Origin of the sequence: Pannonibacter carbonis (assembly GCF_003012935.1) — a bacterium.
GTDB classification, from domain to species: Bacteria; Pseudomonadota; Alphaproteobacteria; order Rhizobiales; family Stappiaceae; genus Pannonibacter; species Pannonibacter carbonis.
On the sequence record NZ_PUDR01000001.1, the window covers coordinates 69,251 to 84,435 of the forward strand.

Below are 15,185 nucleotides of genomic sequence, written 5' to 3' on the forward strand. Positions count from 1 at the left end.
CGGTGGAGCACATCGAGTATCTCCTCGCCACCCTGTCTGGCACCCGGCTGGCCCTGCCACTGGATCTCGTCCTGTCGGTCAACGAGCCGGCTCCGATCACGCCGCTGCCCTTCTGCCCGCGCCACGTGCAGGGGCTGGTCTTCGTGCAGGACCGGGTGATGCCGCTGATGGACTTGGCTGGCCTGCTCGGCCTGCCCGCCCGCTCGCCGGCAAGCGCCACCTCGCTTGTCATCCTCGCCAATGGCGACGACGTCCGGGCGCTGGAAGTCGACCATGTCGTCGCGATGGTCGCGGTGGATGCTGCGACCGTGCAAACGCCAGCTGAACCGGAGAAGGCAACGGCTTTCCTGGCCCAGCGCCTCAGCGCGCGCGGCGAAAACTGGCTCGTGCTCGACTACGTGCGCCTTGCCACGGACACGCGGATGGATGCCGAAGGCCTCATCGAAGATGGCGCCCTTGTTCCGGCCGATCCGGTCGGTCTTGCCGATCTGGAGGAGAGGACAGAGGAGACGGCGGTGGACCGTATCGCCCATCTCCTGATCGACATCGGCGCAGACCGCTTTGCCCTGCCCACGGCGATCATTTCAGAAGTTCTTGAACCGGTTGACCTGCGCCACATGCCCGCCGCCCCGGCCTGGGTTGCAGGCCTGATGCAGCACCAGGAAACGCCTCTGCTGGTGGTGCGCGCCGACGCCCTCCTGTCGCCGGACACCCCGGCAGATCACGTCGCCGTCACAACGACCGCCGACAGCATCGCCTTGCGCATCCTGGACCCTGCCACCGGCCGCGCCTTCGCGCTTCTGGCAGACCGCGCCCCGGGGCTCCTGTCCCTGAGCCCCGACGAGATCTTCTCCACCGATGACGCCATTGCCGGGATCAGCCGCTATGCCGTCGTCGACGAGCGGATCCTGGCAATCATCGAACCACTTGCGCTCGTCGGCGAACGTCTGGCCGATGTCGAGCGTCTGACACCCCAAGGCCAGCACCACGGCCTGGCACAGATGCCCATGCCGGATGTGGCGGCAGCACGAACCGCCGCCGCCCGGCCCGGCTACCGGTTCCTCACCTTGCGCATCCGGGACGAGTTCTTCGCCATCGACCTCGACCGCGTCGACAGCATCCTGTCCACCGTGCGCCTTTCGCCCTTGCCGGATGGCGGCAACGGCTTCGATGGCCTGGCTGACGCGGGTGACAAAGTGGTTCCGGTTCTGGATTTGCGGCGGCGGCTCACCGGTCAGCCCTCACCGGACGACACGCCGCCCTGCGTTCTGTTGCAGCTGGAAGGCTCCACCGCCGGTCTTGCCGTCGATCAGGTCCTGCGCATCGAAGACGTTGCGGCAGAAGACCTCGACGAGGTTGCCGAGCAGAGCGGCTTGCCGGTCCATGCGGTCGCCCGCGTCCGTGACCGGCTGATGGCCGTCCTCACCCTCGACCGCCTCCTGCCCCGCCGCATCCACTGACCCAACAAAAAACCCCGGATCACTCCGGGGTGTTCGGCAGGGAGCCAGCGAACTTTGATGACGTGTGATTTTGCCACAGCACCCATCTTCACCTTGAGGACAGTGCTATCGCTTGTGTCGCAAGACAGTTTTCGAGGTCTCTCAGCCCCCCTCCCCCTCGTGGGGAGGGGTGAGGGGTGGGGGGCACAGGAGGTCGTCAGGTCGCATAGCGTCTGAAGTCAGCTTGGCCAAAAACGTAAGCTATCTGGATTTAAGTCCGCTCCCCCCACCCCCAACCCCTCCCCACGAGGGGGAGGGGAGCAGAGAGGCCCAGCAGAGTTTAAAGCTCCGAGCGCAGTCGTTCACTTAGAAAATGCGCCAAGCTTCGCATGCGATAGCGCGCGCTCAAGGGGGGAGAGGGGGTGTGCGGAAAGATACGACCAGATCACAGGCTCAAAGGAGCTGCCGGCATGCCTTGCTCCGGACCACTCCGAGCTTGCCCGCCAATCACCGGTCGAGGATCAGCGAACGCCCGGCAGCTCTACTTTCTGGTAGGTCCAGCCGTCGCCCTTGCAGCCCTTGAACGCCCCGCCAGCAGCATAGTCCAGCAGATCGTCCGGCAGCTCGTCTTCGGCAATCTGGCGCGGCAGCACCAGGGTCACTTCACCGGCGGCTTTCTCGACGACAGTGATCTTCATCGACGGGACCGGGTCAGAACCGAACAGCTCGCGCAGGGCGGCATGCGGATTGTTTTTCAGCAGGTCACGAAAGCTCGCATCTGCCGCAGCCCGTTCCAGCAGCGCGGTCTGGATATGGGCGCGGGCTTTTCCGATCGTCTGGATAAAGTCGGTCATGGCAATGTTCCTCCCAAAGGACGCGCCAGCCTAAAACGGCTGGCTCGTCTTGAGCCCTGGCGACAGCACTCAGCCGTCGTCGCCTTACGGCATCCAGTCCTGCTTGTAGGCCCACTGGTTGAACTTCCACCAGCACTCCTTGGCATTGCCGCCGGCGGCAAAATCAAGCAGTTCATCCGGGAGTTCATCTTCCGCAATCTGGCGCGGCAGCACGAGCACCGCTTCACCCGCGGCCTCCTCGACAACTCGGATCGTCAGGGACGGGATCGGGTCATTCCCGAGCAGATCCTTGAGCGCGGCATGCGGGTTGGCGAGCAGAAGGGCACGGAACTGCGGATCCTCAGTGGCCCGCTTGATCACGGCTGCTTCGATATGAGCTCTCGCCTGGCTCAGACCGTTCACGAATTCAGACATCGCATCTTTCCATCAGTTGGCGCACTGGACGACAGTGGCGCAATCAGGACTTCTTCGTCAGGCGGCCGAAAAACCAGTCATTGCTGAACTTCTCCCAGCACTCGCGGTTGTTTCCGCCCGCTGCGTAGTCGAGCAGTTCGTCCGGCAATTCATCCTGGGCGATCTGGCGCGGCAAAACGAGAACGACCTCGCCGGCACCTTCCTCGATGACCGAAATCTTCATCGCGGGAATGGGATCCACGCCCAGAAGCTGCTTCAAGGCAGCGTGCGGGTCACTCTTCAGCAGCGCGCGAAGGGCGGCGTCTTCGCTTGCCTTGGTAACCAGCGCTGCTTCCATGTGGGCCCCGGCAAGTGCCCAACCGTGATTGTTCTCGGTCATCAGGAAACTCCTGAGCAAAGGGGAAAACGGAGCGGAGCCACCAGCCTCGCCCCTGGCACATCAGCTCTTCGGGCAACCCTTTGCCTTGTCAGTCAATGGATACTCGAGGAAGGCATGGAACAGCGTCCCGCCCGAAGCCAGATCCAGCAACTCGTCCGGCAGTTCGTCTTCGGCAACGTTGCGCGGCAGCACCAGCGTCACCTCACCGGGCTGTTCCTCGACGACGCGGATCGTCAGCGACGGGATCGGATCGTTGCCAAGCAGCTCGCGCAGTGCTGCATGGGGATTTTCCTTGAGCAGCTCGCGGAACGCTGCATCTTCCGATGCCTTGTCGATCAGGGTCCGCTGAATGTTGTTGCGGGCAATCGCCATGTTCTTGCTGAAATCACTCATCGTTCTTCTTCAATATCCGGCTTGGGAATGGTGCGGTAAGTCGCTGTCACGCGCGGGTCATGCCCCGCCAGGGACCAACCGGAGCCCAGGCATTCAACCCGGGCTCCGGTCTGGATTGCGCCTTACTTATTCGGGCAGAGGTTCTTCCAGCTGGTCTCACCATGGAAGCCACCGGGCGGCAGGAACGAGCTGAAGCTGATGCCGCCCGAGGCGAGATCCAGCAGTTCATCCGGCAGTTCGTCTTCGGCAATGTTGCGCGGCAGCACCAGCGTCACTTCGCCCGGTTGTTCTTCGATCACCCGGATCTTGACCGACGGGATCGGATCATTACCCAGCAGCTCGCGCAGTGCCGCATGCGGATTGTCGATCAACTTCTGGCGGAAGGCCGCATCTTCCGATGCCTTATCGATCAGGGCCCGTTGAATGGTGTCGCGGGCAATCGCCATGGTCTTGCTGAAATCGCTCATCGAAATTCTCCTAGTCACTACTGCTTAAAACCTGCGACCGCTGATATTTGCCCGATGCCCGGGCGCCAAACGGGCCCGGGCACTTAAGGGCCTTACTTCTTCGCGCAGGAGGTCCGCCAGCCGGGCTCGTTATAGAAGTCACCACCGGGCGGAAAGAACGCGGTGAAGCTGATGCCACCCGAGGCGATATCCAGCAACTCATCCGGCAGCTCGTCCTCGGCAATCGACCGCGGCAGCACCAGGGTCACTTCACCAGCCGTCTCCTCGATCACGCGGATCTTGAGCGACGGGATGGGATCATTGCCCATCAGCTGCTTCAGCGCCGCATGCGGGTCGGCCTTGAGCATCTCGCGGAATGCAGCATCTTCCATCGCCCTGGCGATCAGAGCTGCCTCGATATGCGTGCGAGCACGACTCAAGTTATCAGCAAAGTCACTCATTCCCTCACCTTTCAACAATGGAATCTGTGGCAGATCAACGCGGGCAGATAGGGCCGGCGCTGCCGCCTCTGGCCCGGTTCAGCTCGGCAGTAATCTCGACAAAACTACCGAAAGAAACGCCGCCGGACGCCAGATCCAGCAGTTCATCCGGCAATTCGTCCTCGGCGATCGAGCGCGGCAGCACCAGGGTCACTTCACCAGCCGTTTCCTCGATCACACGGATCTTGAGCGACGGGATGGGATCATTGCCCATCAGCTGCTTCAGCGCCGCATGCGGATCGGACTTCAGAAGCGTGCGAAACACGCTGTCTTCCATCGCCTTTGCAATCAACGACGCCTCGATATGCGCGCGCGCCTTGTTGATGCCTTCAACAAACTCGGTCATTTGCAATCTCCTTCCTTCTAAAAACACTCGACCGGGATAGGTCCAGACGCCTCAATCCGTGCGCACGATCTTCGTGATCGGCTTCGCCCAACCGGCGCGCGGATCCTTGCAGCCGAGGTCCTGGAACGTCGTGCCGCCAGAGGCTAGATCGAGCAGTTCGTCCGGCAGCTCGTCCGCGGCGATGTCACGCGGCAGCACAAGCGTCACTTCACCCGGGACTTCTTCGATCACGCGAATGCGGAACCCCGGGATCGGGTCAACGCCAAGCAGCTGCTTGAGGGCAGCGCGCGGCTCGCGAACGAGCAGGGCGCGGAACTCGGCGTCTTCCGAAGCGCGAGCCACAAGGGCACGCTCGACGTGCTGACGCGCCAATGTCATCGGATCAGTGGAACCAGCCATGGAACTCTCCCGGTTGTTCTGGATTCCGGCGGAACAGCCCTGCAACGTCAGCCGCAAACACCGCGCCGGAAATGTCAGGCAAATTGACTGAAAAATCTCCAGAAAATCTGCCCGCTAAAAGCAATTCACAAAATCACGCCAGATGAAAAAAGATGAATTTGATTCATCTCCACAAAATCTCTGACGAGACCTTTATAGGGCGAAGCATTTGACCGGGGCTGAATGGACCTGAAAAGTTCCAAACCAAACCTGCAGGGCTACGCTAGGAATGAGATGGAAGAAGACCGGGCGCGCGCCCGGGCGTGATCGGAACATGGCGGACGCCCGAATGAACGACATGACATCCCGGACTGAGTGCAATCCACTGCCTCACATTCGTGAGGTCCGCAACACAGACGCCGCAGCGCTTGCCTCGCTAACCGCAGCCTCGTTGCGCTGGATGCTTGCATCTGATCCGACAAACCCGGACCTGGCGAACCAGAGCCGGCCGGACCTCGGGCTTTGCTGCCTTGCCGCCTTCGTCGAGACCACACCGGTCGGCCTCATCCTGTCCTGCAAGGGGCCGGATGAGCAGCAGGAACTCACCTCGGTAATGGTGGCGCAACCCTGGCGAGGACGCGGCATCGCCACGATGCTCCTCGTCGAGCTGACCGCGCGGTTGCGCAAGGCCGGACGACGCGGCCTGTTTGCCCGCTGGTCCAGCCAGTTGCCACGCGCGACAGAATTCGCCCGGCTGCTTGCCGTGGCCGGCTGGAACCAGCCGGAAGTCACCCGCCGCCGCATGACCTGGCGCATCGGTGACTGGCGACTGGGATTTCCCGATCGCGACCGCATTCTCGCCCGCATCGCCGCCCGGGGGCTTCAGGTGCGCTCCCTGACGGAACTCGGCCCGGATGGCGTTGCGGACTTTCAGGCACAGAGTTCCGTGCTCATTGCCAACGGCCGCGCCCCGGAATGGTCGAGCACCGAGGGCTGGCTTCAGGCCGCCGACCCGGATGTCACTGTCGTCCTGACCGATCAGGCCGGCGCGGTTGCCGGCTGGATGATCTGCGTCCTTCAACAACCACTTGGTCGCTGGTACATTCCGCAAGGTTGGGTCGTGGCGGAAAAGGTTCCGCTCGGGTGGCTCGTTGGTGGCATTGCCTCGCTTTGCCAGCGCCTGGAGGCCAAGGCCGGACCGGATGCCATCCTGATTGCCCAGCCACCGGCCGGAATTCCAGGCGGCATGGAACGGATGCTGTACAAACAATTCGGCAGCCATACGGTTGCAACGGACTTCCTGTTCGAAAGCCAGTTCAACCTGCACTCCGATGGAAGCGAGACCTGACCGATGCGCCCCGATCAACGCCACAAGGGCACAGCATCCATCTGCGCGAACATCGAAATTCGCCCGGTGGACCGTGAGGATCTCGCGGCCCTGTCGAGACTGACCACCCAGAACCTGCGCAGCCAACTGGCAAATCCTGAAGGCGGACCGGACAACTGCAATCTGGTCGCCTGGATCGAGAACGTTCCCGCCGGTCTGCTGCTATCACGCCGAAGCCTGGACCGCTTCGGTACCCAGGAGCTGCTGTCGCTGATGGTAACGCCGCTGTTCAGGCGCCAAGGCCTTGCCCGTGCGCTCCTGGCCGAGCTCGAAATCACCATGGCCTCCGCCGGGCGGACGCATCTCCTTGCCAGCTGGTCCGACCGCTTGCCCCAACTGGAGAGTTTCCGAGCCCTCCTCTCTCGTGAGGGCTGGGACATACCAGAACCGGCACGCCTGCGGATGAGCTTCAATGTCGGCGAGCGACAGGATGCCCTGCGGACATTCCGGCCCCTGATGGCATCGGCCCGCCGACATGGTCTGTCCAGCCGGCCCATGGCTGCGATGCCCGACGAACCGCGCAACCTGATGCTCGCCGCCGCAACCACCTTCGCCCGGGCAGGAGCCATGCCAGCCTGGGCCAACCCTGCGCCTTGGCTCGAGCACTGCGACCCGGCCGTCAGTCAGCTGCTGTTTGACGAGAACGGCAGGCTCTGCGGCTGGCTTCTCGGCGAATATCAGCCGGGGTTCACCCGCTGGTCCGTCCCGCTCGGATGGTGCAGCACGGACGCCAGCCACATGTTACTGGCCATGGACCACTTGCTGTGCGATCTGGAACATCATGGCGGTCCCGGCGCGACGCTGATCCTGCAGCCCTCGCAGCGCAACGGCCACAGGGTCTGCACCCTCCTCGACCGCCACTTCCGCCCCTATGCCCTGTGGGCCGACCATCTCGTCAGCAGTTCCAAGACAATCAATCAGGCTTAACCGGCTGGTGTGTCGCCGCGCGACTGCTCCGGCATCAAGGCATAACCGACGCCACGGATCGTGACGATCGGCGCGTCCTTGCCTTCATGCAGCATCTTCTTGCGCAGCCGTGCGATCAGGTTGTCGACCGTGTGACCCGAGATTTCTCTCGGGTCCCGGTTCGAGATCACGTCCAGCAGGAAATCGCGCGACACCGGCTGCATCTGGCGTGAGGCCAGCGCCACGAGAATGTTGAACTCGCCCGAAGTCAGTTCGACCAGTTGCCCCGTCGGGCGGAACAACTCGCGCCGCACCACATCCAGGATCCAGCCATCGAAGGTGATCACCGGCTCGCGCGAGCGGCGCAACACGCTGCGGATGCGGGCCAGAAGCGTGCGCAGGTTGATCGGCTTGGTGACATAGTCGTCCCCGCCGGCCTCAAGTCCGGCCAGAACATCCTCGTCCGAATCCCGCCCGGTGACAAAGATCAGGCCGAATCTCTCGCCAAGCCGCAGTTGCCGGGCCAGCGTGATGCCGTCATCGTCGGGCAAGTTGACGTCGAGCAGGATGATGTCGGGCTGGGCCGATTGCAGACGGTTGCGCAGCTCTGCGCCGGAGGCGGCGCAAAGGGTGCGAAAGCCGTTCTCCGCCAGATAGCCGGCGATCATCGCCAGGCTCTCGGGCGCATCTTCCACGATCAGAACCGTCGCACTCATTCCGCCCGCCTTGCCCCATCCGGTGACGATCCGCCGATCAGCGCCGCACCAAGCATGTCGATTGTCTCGTCCAGGATCTCGATCAACGCCCGGACAGCTGGTCCCTGACGGCCGCTCTGCTCCGCCAGCACCGCTTCGGCGCGCGCGGCCAGGTCGGCATATCCCATGTTAGCCGCACTTCCCTTAACACGATGCGCAATCTGCAAAATGTGCTGCAGATCAAGAGTTTCCGGTTTCAGTGCCTGCCGCTGTTCCAAGAGGTTGCGCAAAAACAGCCCCTGCAGCGCCTTCACCTTCACATCATCAAACAGGCTGCCGATATCTGCGGCCGCACCGGTTGGCCCCGTCCCTCCGAACAGTCGCCGGCGCAGCTCGTCATCATCTGCAGCCGCTGGCAGCTCCAGTTCACCGGGCTGCAGGTCCAGCACTGCTTCGCCGTCCTGCCAGATCACAATCAAGGGCCGGTTGCCCTCAGGCGTCGTCAGCACACGGGCCATTGCAAGCCCGTCTGCACCACGCACCAGCACGGCAGGAAACGCCCGGCTGGCATAAAGGGTTGCAGCTGCTTTCACGTCTGGCATCGGAAACACCCGCAATCCGATGCGCGACAGCCGGCGCTGCGACGCGACATCTGCCGGACCGACCAGCAGGACATCGGCCCCCTCGGCCACTGTCCCCGGCTGAACCTGCCCTTCGGCAAATACCCCCTTAACTGACGGTGTACCGGCGGCAGCGATCGCCGCCAGCGTTTCGGAAAGCTCCTGCGGGCGGATCGGCTTCGCCAGATGGCCGTTCATCCCGGCCGCCCGTGCCCTTGCGACGTCCTCGGGCATGGCATTGGCGGTGAGCGCGATGATCGGCATGCGCCCCTTGGCTCCCAACGCCCGGATCCGGCGCGTTGCCTCGAAGCCGTCCATTTCCGGCATCTGCAGGTCCATCAGGATGGCGTCGAATGCCTCCTCCTGCACCAGCGCCAGTGCCGCCCGCCCAGTCTCCGCAACAACGCAGCCGTGACCGGCCCGCTCGAGGATCGCCGAGGCAACCTGCTGGTTGATCTCGTTGTCCTCGACCAGAAGCAGTCGCAAGCGCCGCACTGGCTTTGCCGCCGGAACAGGCATAGCTGCCGCGGGCGCTGCGACAGCGGGCAGCGGCAGCTCGAAATGGAACAGGCTTCCCTGCCCGGGCTTGCTGTCGACACCAATGCGCCCGCCCATATCCTCGATCAGGCGTTTGCAGATGACGAGCCCCAGCCCCGAACCGCCAAAGCGGCGCTGGATGCTGGGGTCCGCTTGCACGAAAGGCTGGAACAGGCGCGCCATCTCCCGCGAACTGATGCCGATGCCGCTGTCCTCCACCTCGAAGCGCAGTCCACCTTCTGCCGGTTTGACCCGCAGCAGCACATGCCCCGTCTCGGTAAACTTCACCGCGTTGCCGACCAGATTGAGCAGGATCTGCCGGAGCCTTGCCGGATCGCCCAGCACATGCGACGGCACCCCGGCGAGGATCTGCAGGCCAAGCACGAGCCCCTTCTCATCTGCGCGCGGCCGCATCAGGTCGATGACGTCGTCCATCACATGCGCAATGTCGAGCGCGGTCCGGTCATAGTTCGCCGCCCCCTGTTCCAGCTTGGACAGGTCCAGCACATCATCCAGCGTCACGCGCAAGGCTTCGGCCGAGCGCAGCACCACCGACAGGCGTTCCCGCTGACGGTCCGAAACCGGCTCATCCAGGATCAACCGCACCATGCCGAGGATGCCGTTCATCGGCGTGCGGATTTCGTGGCTCATGACGGCAAGGAAGTCGGACTTGGCCCGCGCACCAGCCTCCGCTGCGTCCTTGGCCGCCAGAAGTTCCAGATTGGTCTGCCGTTCCCGCTCGATATGCAGGAACTCCTCGCGCCGCATCCGGTTCAGCTGCGCGCGGGCCGCCACGCCGACACAGAAGCCGACACCAGTCACAAGCAGGATGACGCCAAGATCGGCCAGGCTTTCCGGCACCTCCCGCAGCACACCCCAGAAAAGCAGGCTGACCAGCGCCGCATAGGCGCTCATCAGGGCAGCCTGCCACAGCCGGCCAGGCAACAGAACCGGCAGCGCCAGGGCCATCAGAGGCAGCAACATTCCCCCATGCCGGGTCAGGGCCGGGTGATCGAAGATGACCGCATTGAGAAAATAGAACAGGGCCTGCTGCGCATAGGTCACCAGGATCACACCCCGTTCAGTGCTGGCGTGCTGCATGACAACCAGGGCACCGACACAGATCACGAGCAGTGACAGCCGGATGCCAATGAACAGGTAGAGGTCCGGCGGTGCGATCAGTTGCAGATCGAGCGGCAGGAACGACACGCTGGCCAGCGTCGAGGCAATCATTCCGATCCGCGCTGTCGCCCGCGTCGCACGAAAATTGGCCGCGCCGTAGGCGGCTTCGTGCGCCAGTTCAGTGAATTCGCCGGTCCAGCGGTTCAGGTGCGGCGACAGGGGCGGGGCAGCACGCGTGTCTGGCATTGGGACCTGTTCGAAAAGTTGACTGCCAAACTCTGATACGCCCGTTTGCCGGACCTTGCCAGTCCACCATCAGGCTGGCCGTCAGCTGGCGGCCTCAGCCATGCGGATCAGCGGCCTTGGCGAGCCGGGACACCATGGCGAGCGCTGCGACATCGTCCCGCTCGACATCCGCCAGCGGCTTGTGCAGGCGGTGCACTTCGCTCGGATGACCAGCTGTGAGCAGGCCAATGACGGTCTCGATATCAGGGCACCCTTCATCGCGGCAAGCCAGCTCGCTCACCGTCACGGCGGTGTCGTCATCCAGTTCGAACAGGTCCCGCACCCAGGCCTTGATCTCGCGCAGCTTCTGCGGAATGGCCCGCGCCTTGGGCGCCAGCGGATTGTTGAATGTCATGTCCGGTCCTTTCCGGATTTCAGCCATTTGCCGAAACGCTCCGGCATGATGCTGTCAAAGAACGACCCCGTGTCATGCACGGTCGCCTCGAACAGCTCGCGCAGCGGCTTTGGGTCGAGGCCCTCGACAATGAAGACGAGGCGCGAGCGCCGGTCCGTGGACGGCCATTCACCCAGCGCCTTCGGCATGGACAGGAGATGCTGCACCTGATGCACCGAGTAAGGCTGACCCGGCTCCTCGGTGAAGGACACCAGCCCTTTCATCCGCAGTAGTTTGGGCCCAGCAGAAAGCTGCAATGTCCTTAGGAAGCGGTAGAAGCCGTCGCGGGTCAGCGGCGTGTCGCTGGTCAGCACGAAACTCTGCACGCCATTCGCGTGGCGGCTGTCGCCTGTGTTGTGTGCCGCATGGCCAGGCTTGGACGTGTCCGGCGCCAGTGCGTCTTCGAGCGCCAGCCAGCCGAGAACATCTTGCCCGCGCGCGGCGACGTCATAGCCACGCGGCGAGAACACCGCATGGAGATCAAAGTCGTCCGCGTGCCGGTCATGCACGGCAACCGTCGGATTGAGAGCACGGATTTCCTCGATCAGCGCATCGAAGCTTGCACGGTCACCTTCGCTCAGAAGGTCCGTTTTCGTCAGCACCACCGCGTCTGCAAAGGCAATCTGTTTCGAGGCTTCCAGATAGCCGTCGAGGCTCGCAAGCGCTGTCACTGCGTCCACTGTCGTGATCACACCGGCCAGCTGGAACCCGCGCCCCTCGGCGGGAGGCGGAAACGCCCGCATCTGGTTGACGACCGGCGCGGGATCAGCAAGCCCTGTCGTCTCGACGACCATCAGCGTCAAGCGCCGCTCCCCGTCCGGCCCCATCGCCTCGACAATTTTGGTGAGGCTCTCCTCGACATCCGAACCTGCATGACAACACAGGCAGCCCGTCGTCGTCTGCATCACCTCACTGCGCCCGACCTGCACCAGATCATGATCCACCGCGACCGTGCCGAACTCATTGATCACGACACCCGTATCTGGACCCAGAACCGACCGCAGCGCATCGGACAGCAGCGTCGTCTTGCCCGACCCCAGGAAGCCGGTCAGCAGCAGGACAGGGATCGGCTCAAGCGGATCGGTCGAAAGGGAAGCCACGCACACCTCGATTTGTGTAACTGTATAACATATCTATTTGCACTATAGAGCCAGCGCAAGCCCGGACTCGGCCCCTACATGCTGCCAGATCACGGCAAAAACAGGAACGCCCGGCACATGGCCGGGCGTTTCACATGTCAGATTGCCAGTTGGATTACCAGGCCGGGACAACCGCGCCCTTGAAGGTCTCCAGCACAAAGGCCTTCACCTTGTCCGAGTGGTAGGCCTTCTTCAGCTTGGCCACCCACTCGGCGTCCTTGTCGGCGCTGCGCACGGCGATCAGGTTGATGTACGGAGCCTTAGCGCCTTCCTTCAGGATCGCGTCCTGGGTCGGGTTGAGACCGGCTTCCAGCGCATAGTTGGTGTTGATGGCCGAGGCATCCGTGTCGTCAAGCGAACGCGGCAGCTGCGCTGCATCCAGCTCGATGAACGAAAAGTTCTTGGCGTTCTCGGTCACATCGGCCGGGCCAACCTTCAGGCCCTTCTCCGGGTTCAGCTTGATGAAGCCGGCGTCCTGCAGAATCAGCAGCGCACGTCCGCTGTTTGTCGGGTCGTTCGGAATGCCGATGATGGCACCGTCCTTCAACTCGTCGAAGCTCTTCACCTTCTTGGAGTAGAGGCCCATCGGGAAGTTGACGGTCTGGGCGACCTCGACGAGATCGAACCCGCGGTCCTTCACCTGATTGTCGAGATAGGGCTTGTGCTGGAACGAATTGGCCTGCAGCTCGCCGTCATGCAGCGCCTGGTTCGGCACGACATAGTCGGAGAACTCGAGGATCTCGATGTCGAGGCCATCGGCCTTGGCGACCTCGCGCACGACTTCCATGATCTGGGCATGCGGGCCGGGCGTGACGCCGATCTTGATCGTTTCGGCAAGGGCCGGCACGGCGGCCAGCACGAGGCCGGCGGTCAGCAGGGAGCGAAGGGACTTCAGCATGTGAACAACTCCTGTTCTTCTGGAAAATGCGGTCAGCTGCGCCGGCCGCGTTTGTCGAAGTGGCGGGCGAGACGGTCGCCGGCCGACTGGACAACTTGCACAAGCACGATGAGCACGACGACGACCGCCAGCATCACATCGGGCATGAACCTCTGATAACCGTAACGTATGCCGAGGTCGCCGAGCCCGCCGCCCCCGACAGCCCCGACCATGGCCGAATAGCCGATCAGGCTGACCAGCGTCAGCGTCAGCGCCAGCGTCAATCCCGGCAGGGCTTCCGCCAGCAACACCTTCTGCACGATCTGCAGGGGTGTCGCGCCCATGGCCCTCGCAGCTTCCACCAGTCCCGGATCGACTTCACGCACGGCGGCTTCCACCAGCCGGGCAACGAAGGGAACCGTCGCCACCGTCAACGGCACAATTGCCGCCGTGGTGCCGATGGACGTACCAGCCACCAGCCGGGTAAACGGGATAATCGCCACGACGAGGATGATGAAAGGCGTTGACCGGGCGGCATTGACCACCAGACCGATCAACCGGTTCGCCATCGGCGCGGCAAACAATTCGCCCTTCCCGGACGTCGCCAGGAACACACCGAGCGGCACGCCAAGCAGTGAACCAACCAGCGCAGCCACCCCGACCATGTGCAGGGTCTGTCCCGTGGCCTTCGCGATCAGCCAGAGAATCTCAGGCGACATATCCCAACACCTCCGCGCTCAAGAGACCATCCGGCAACGGCTCGGATGCAACGATCTGCTCGGCCTGATACGGCGGCAGGCTTACAACCAGCGCGGCAAAGCTGCGTTCGCCCACGGTTTCCACGGAGCCGGCGATCACTTCGGCAGCCTCGCCAAGCGGGCGCACGAGATCGGCCAGCAGCGTGCCGCCTGTTTCCGTTGCGCTGACGATGCGCAGCACCGCACGTCCACCGTCCACGGGAGCAGCCAGCAGTCGCCCGGCAATTGCATCGGGCAGCCGGTGTCCGGGTTGCCCGGCCAGCAGGGCCCGGGTCGTCGCATGGCGCGGCGTCGCCAGAATGTCAAAGGCGCTGCCCTGCTCGACGATGCGCCCGCCATCGATCACCGCCACGTCGTCGGCGATCTGCTTCACCACATCCATCTCGTGGGTGATGAGCAGGATGGTCAGCCCAAGATCCCGATTGATCTGCTTGAGAAGCGTCAGCACCGAGCGCGTCGTCTCCGGATCCAGCGCCGAGGTCGCCTCGTCGGAGAGTAAGAGCTTCGGCTCGGTTGCCAGCGCTCTGGCAATCCCCACCCGTTGCTTCTGCCCACCGGACAGCTCCGACGGATAGCGATTGCGCTTGTCGGACAGGCCGACGAGATCCAGAAGGTCACTCACCCGGTTGGCGATCTCTGCCTTTCCCGCGCCGGCTATCTCGAGTGGCAGTGCCACATTGTCGAACACCGTGCGCGACGCCAGCAGGTTGAAATGCTGGAACACCATACCGACCTCGCGCCGGATACCGCGCAAACCGGCCTCGCTCATCCCGGCCACATTGACGCCATCGACCAGGACCTTGCCGGATGTCGGCGTCTCAAGCCCGTTTGCGAGGCGGATCAGCGTCGACTTGCCCGCACCGGACCGACCGATGATCGCCGTGATGTGGCCGCGCGGAACCGAAAGGGAAACGCCATCAAGGGCAGCGACTTCCCCTGCCCCACCGGCAGCAGAGAAGCGCTTTGTCACGCCGTCAAAGACGACGAGAGGGTCAGCGGCCGCGCCGCCTGTCTGGAAAATGGGCATGTCAGGAACTTATGCTGGGGGGAGGAAAACAGGAAACGCTCGTCCGTCCGGACTTGATCAGCAGCAACACATCAGCATGCGCATGGCAGTTTCACCCGTTGTCCCGGCGCCTCCCAACGCCTTGATTTTCCATTGGCAGGGCAACACCTGACGGCACAGCCCAAAACAGTCCCCGGTACATCCGGTCTGGCAGCGCTTTACCCGGTTACTCATCTTGTTGCCGGATATTTCGCACGTCGAACCCTAAGCTGCGAGGTATCCGGTTCCCTTCTTTGTCGCAAGTCGGAAA

Annotated in this window: 18 protein-coding genes; 3 read left to right on the forward strand and 15 right to left on the reverse strand. The window is 63.3% G+C overall.

Annotated features, from left to right (window positions below; translation table 11 throughout):
* The first annotated feature begins 2 nt into the window (after positions 1–2).
* A complete protein-coding gene (locus C8348_RS00315) occupies positions 3–1,460 on the forward strand; it encodes a chemotaxis protein CheW (RefSeq protein WP_106751275.1) in 1,458 nt (485 codons plus the stop codon).
* A gap of 500 nt (positions 1,461–1,960) precedes the next feature.
* On the opposite strand, the gene C8348_RS00320 is transcribed toward C8348_RS00315, so the two are convergent.
* The 8 genes from C8348_RS00320 to C8348_RS00355 form a co-directional block, all read right to left on the reverse strand.
* Positions 1,961–2,293 carry an NHLP leader peptide family natural product precursor gene (locus C8348_RS00320; protein ID WP_106751276.1) on the reverse strand — a complete coding sequence of 111 codons (333 nt, stop codon included), beginning with the start codon at positions 2,291–2,293 and terminating at the stop codon, positions 1,961–1,963.
* A gap of 84 nt (positions 2,294–2,377) precedes the next feature.
* Positions 2,378–2,707 (reverse strand): NHLP leader peptide family RiPP precursor, encoded by a 330-nt coding sequence (locus C8348_RS00325; RefSeq protein ID WP_106751277.1) that lies wholly within the window; start codon positions 2,705–2,707, stop codon positions 2,378–2,380.
* Positions 2,708–2,750: 43 nt separating this feature from the next.
* A complete protein-coding gene (locus C8348_RS00330) occupies positions 2,751–3,086 on the reverse strand; it encodes an NHLP leader peptide family natural product precursor (RefSeq protein WP_106751278.1) in 336 nt (111 codons plus the stop codon).
* Positions 3,087–3,146: 60 nt separating this feature from the next.
* A complete protein-coding gene (locus tag C8348_RS00335; RefSeq protein WP_106751279.1) occupies positions 3,147–3,479 on the reverse strand; it encodes an NHLP leader peptide family RiPP precursor in 333 nt (110 codons plus the stop codon).
* A 122-nt stretch (positions 3,480–3,601) separates the two neighbouring features.
* Positions 3,602–3,946 carry an NHLP leader peptide family RiPP precursor gene (locus C8348_RS00340; RefSeq protein ID WP_106751280.1) on the reverse strand — a complete coding sequence of 115 codons (345 nt, stop codon included), beginning with the start codon at positions 3,944–3,946 and terminating at the stop codon, positions 3,602–3,604.
* A gap of 92 nt (positions 3,947–4,038) precedes the next feature.
* Positions 4,039–4,386 (reverse strand): NHLP leader peptide family RiPP precursor, encoded by a 348-nt coding sequence (locus C8348_RS00345; RefSeq protein ID WP_208983429.1) that lies wholly within the window; start codon positions 4,384–4,386, stop codon positions 4,039–4,041.
* 34 nt (positions 4,387–4,420) lie between these two features.
* Entirely contained in the window at positions 4,421–4,771 is a 351-nt protein-coding gene (locus C8348_RS00350; protein WP_208983430.1) for a hypothetical protein, read from the reverse strand.
* Between the two features lie 51 nt (positions 4,772–4,822).
* Positions 4,823–5,170 (reverse strand): NHLP leader peptide family RiPP precursor, encoded by a 348-nt coding sequence (locus C8348_RS00355; protein WP_108724192.1) that lies wholly within the window; start codon positions 5,168–5,170, stop codon positions 4,823–4,825.
* A gap of 328 nt (positions 5,171–5,498) precedes the next feature.
* Here C8348_RS00355 and C8348_RS00360 point away from each other — a divergent pair, with 328 nt between their 5' ends.
* Complete coding sequence (locus tag C8348_RS00360; RefSeq protein ID WP_157950329.1) at positions 5,499–6,497, forward strand: GNAT family N-acetyltransferase; 999 nt, start codon at positions 5,499–5,501, stop codon at positions 6,495–6,497.
* Positions 6,498–6,500: 3 nt separating this feature from the next.
* The gene (locus C8348_RS00365) at positions 6,501–7,463 is read left to right on the forward strand and encodes a GNAT family N-acetyltransferase (RefSeq protein ID WP_106751282.1); all 963 of its coding nucleotides are present in this window, start codon (positions 6,501–6,503) and stop codon (positions 7,461–7,463) included.
* On the opposite strand, the gene C8348_RS00370 is transcribed toward C8348_RS00365, so the two are convergent.
* From C8348_RS00370 to C8348_RS00400, 7 genes are all read right to left on the reverse strand, one after another.
* A complete protein-coding gene (locus C8348_RS00370; RefSeq protein ID WP_106751283.1) occupies positions 7,460–8,158 on the reverse strand; it encodes a response regulator transcription factor in 699 nt (232 codons plus the stop codon). The two genes, C8348_RS00365 and C8348_RS00370, sit on opposite strands and share 4 nt — an antisense overlap.
* On the reverse strand, positions 8,155–10,662 hold the full coding sequence (locus C8348_RS00375; RefSeq protein ID WP_106751284.1) for a sensor histidine kinase: 2,508 nt from the start codon (positions 10,660–10,662) through the stop codon (positions 8,155–8,157). Before C8348_RS00375 ends, C8348_RS00370 begins: the two co-directional genes overlap by 4 nt.
* Before the next feature lie 94 nt (positions 10,663–10,756).
* Complete coding sequence (locus C8348_RS00380; protein WP_106751285.1) at positions 10,757–11,056, reverse strand: nitrate reductase; 300 nt, start codon at positions 11,054–11,056, stop codon at positions 10,757–10,759.
* Positions 11,053–12,195, reverse strand: coding sequence for a CobW family GTP-binding protein (locus C8348_RS00385; RefSeq protein WP_157950330.1), 1,143 nt, complete (start codon positions 12,193–12,195; stop codon positions 11,053–11,055). The genes C8348_RS00380 and C8348_RS00385 overlap by 4 nt, the downstream gene beginning before the upstream one ends.
* 154 nt (positions 12,196–12,349) lie before the next feature.
* Positions 12,350–13,132, reverse strand: coding sequence for a MetQ/NlpA family ABC transporter substrate-binding protein (locus C8348_RS00390; RefSeq protein WP_106751287.1), 783 nt, complete (start codon positions 13,130–13,132; stop codon positions 12,350–12,352).
* 32 nt (positions 13,133–13,164) lie between these two features.
* Positions 13,165–13,830: a methionine ABC transporter permease gene (locus tag C8348_RS00395; RefSeq protein WP_106751288.1), complete on the reverse strand. Its 666-nt coding sequence runs from the start codon at positions 13,828–13,830 to the stop codon at positions 13,165–13,167.
* The gene (locus C8348_RS00400) at positions 13,820–14,896 is read right to left on the reverse strand and encodes a methionine ABC transporter ATP-binding protein (protein WP_106751289.1); all 1,077 of its coding nucleotides are present in this window, start codon (positions 14,894–14,896) and stop codon (positions 13,820–13,822) included. Before C8348_RS00400 ends, C8348_RS00395 begins: the two co-directional genes overlap by 11 nt.
* Positions 14,897–15,185: the final 289 nt, after the last annotated feature.

Excerpts from the sequence above, each read along its gene's own strand:
- C8348_RS00320 (WP_106751276.1), bottom strand. The coding sequence starts at position 2,293 with ATGACCGACTTTATCCAGACGATCGGAAAAGCCCGCGCCCATATCCAG.
- C8348_RS00325 (WP_106751277.1), bottom strand. The coding sequence starts at position 2,707 with ATGTCTGAATTCGTGAACGGTCTGAGCCAGGCGAGAGCTCATATCGAA.
- C8348_RS00330 (WP_106751278.1), bottom strand. The coding sequence starts at position 3,086 with ATGACCGAGAACAATCACGGTTGGGCACTTGCCGGGGCCCACATGGAA.
- C8348_RS00335 (WP_106751279.1), bottom strand. The coding sequence starts at position 3,479 with ATGAGTGATTTCAGCAAGAACATGGCGATTGCCCGCAACAACATTCAG.
- C8348_RS00340 (WP_106751280.1), bottom strand. The coding sequence starts at position 3,946 with ATGAGCGATTTCAGCAAGACCATGGCGATTGCCCGCGACACCATTCAA.
- C8348_RS00345 (WP_208983429.1), bottom strand. The coding sequence starts at position 4,386 with ATGAGTGACTTTGCTGATAACTTGAGTCGTGCTCGCACGCATATCGAG.
- C8348_RS00350 (WP_208983430.1), bottom strand. The coding sequence starts at position 4,771 with ATGACCGAGTTTGTTGAAGGCATCAACAAGGCGCGCGCGCATATCGAG.
- C8348_RS00355 (WP_108724192.1), bottom strand. The coding sequence starts at position 5,170 with ATGGCTGGTTCCACTGATCCGATGACATTGGCGCGTCAGCACGTCGAG.
- C8348_RS00360 (WP_157950329.1), top strand. The coding sequence starts at position 5,499 with ATGAACGACATGACATCCCGGACTGAGTGCAATCCACTGCCTCACATT.
- C8348_RS00365 (WP_106751282.1), top strand. The coding sequence starts at position 6,501 with ATGCGCCCCGATCAACGCCACAAGGGCACAGCATCCATCTGCGCGAAC.
- C8348_RS00370 (WP_106751283.1), bottom strand. The coding sequence starts at position 8,158 with ATGAGTGCGACGGTTCTGATCGTGGAAGATGCGCCCGAGAGCCTGGCG.
- C8348_RS00375 (WP_106751284.1), bottom strand. The coding sequence starts at position 10,662 with ATGCCAGACACGCGTGCTGCCCCGCCCCTGTCGCCGCACCTGAACCGC.
- C8348_RS00380 (WP_106751285.1), bottom strand. The coding sequence starts at position 11,056 with ATGACATTCAACAATCCGCTGGCGCCCAAGGCGCGGGCCATTCCGCAG.
- C8348_RS00390 (WP_106751287.1), bottom strand. The coding sequence starts at position 13,132 with ATGCTGAAGTCCCTTCGCTCCCTGCTGACCGCCGGCCTCGTGCTGGCC.
- C8348_RS00395 (WP_106751288.1), bottom strand. The coding sequence starts at position 13,830 with ATGTCGCCTGAGATTCTCTGGCTGATCGCGAAGGCCACGGGACAGACC.
- C8348_RS00400 (WP_106751289.1), bottom strand. The coding sequence starts at position 14,896 with ATGCCCATTTTCCAGACAGGCGGCGCGGCCGCTGACCCTCTCGTCGTC.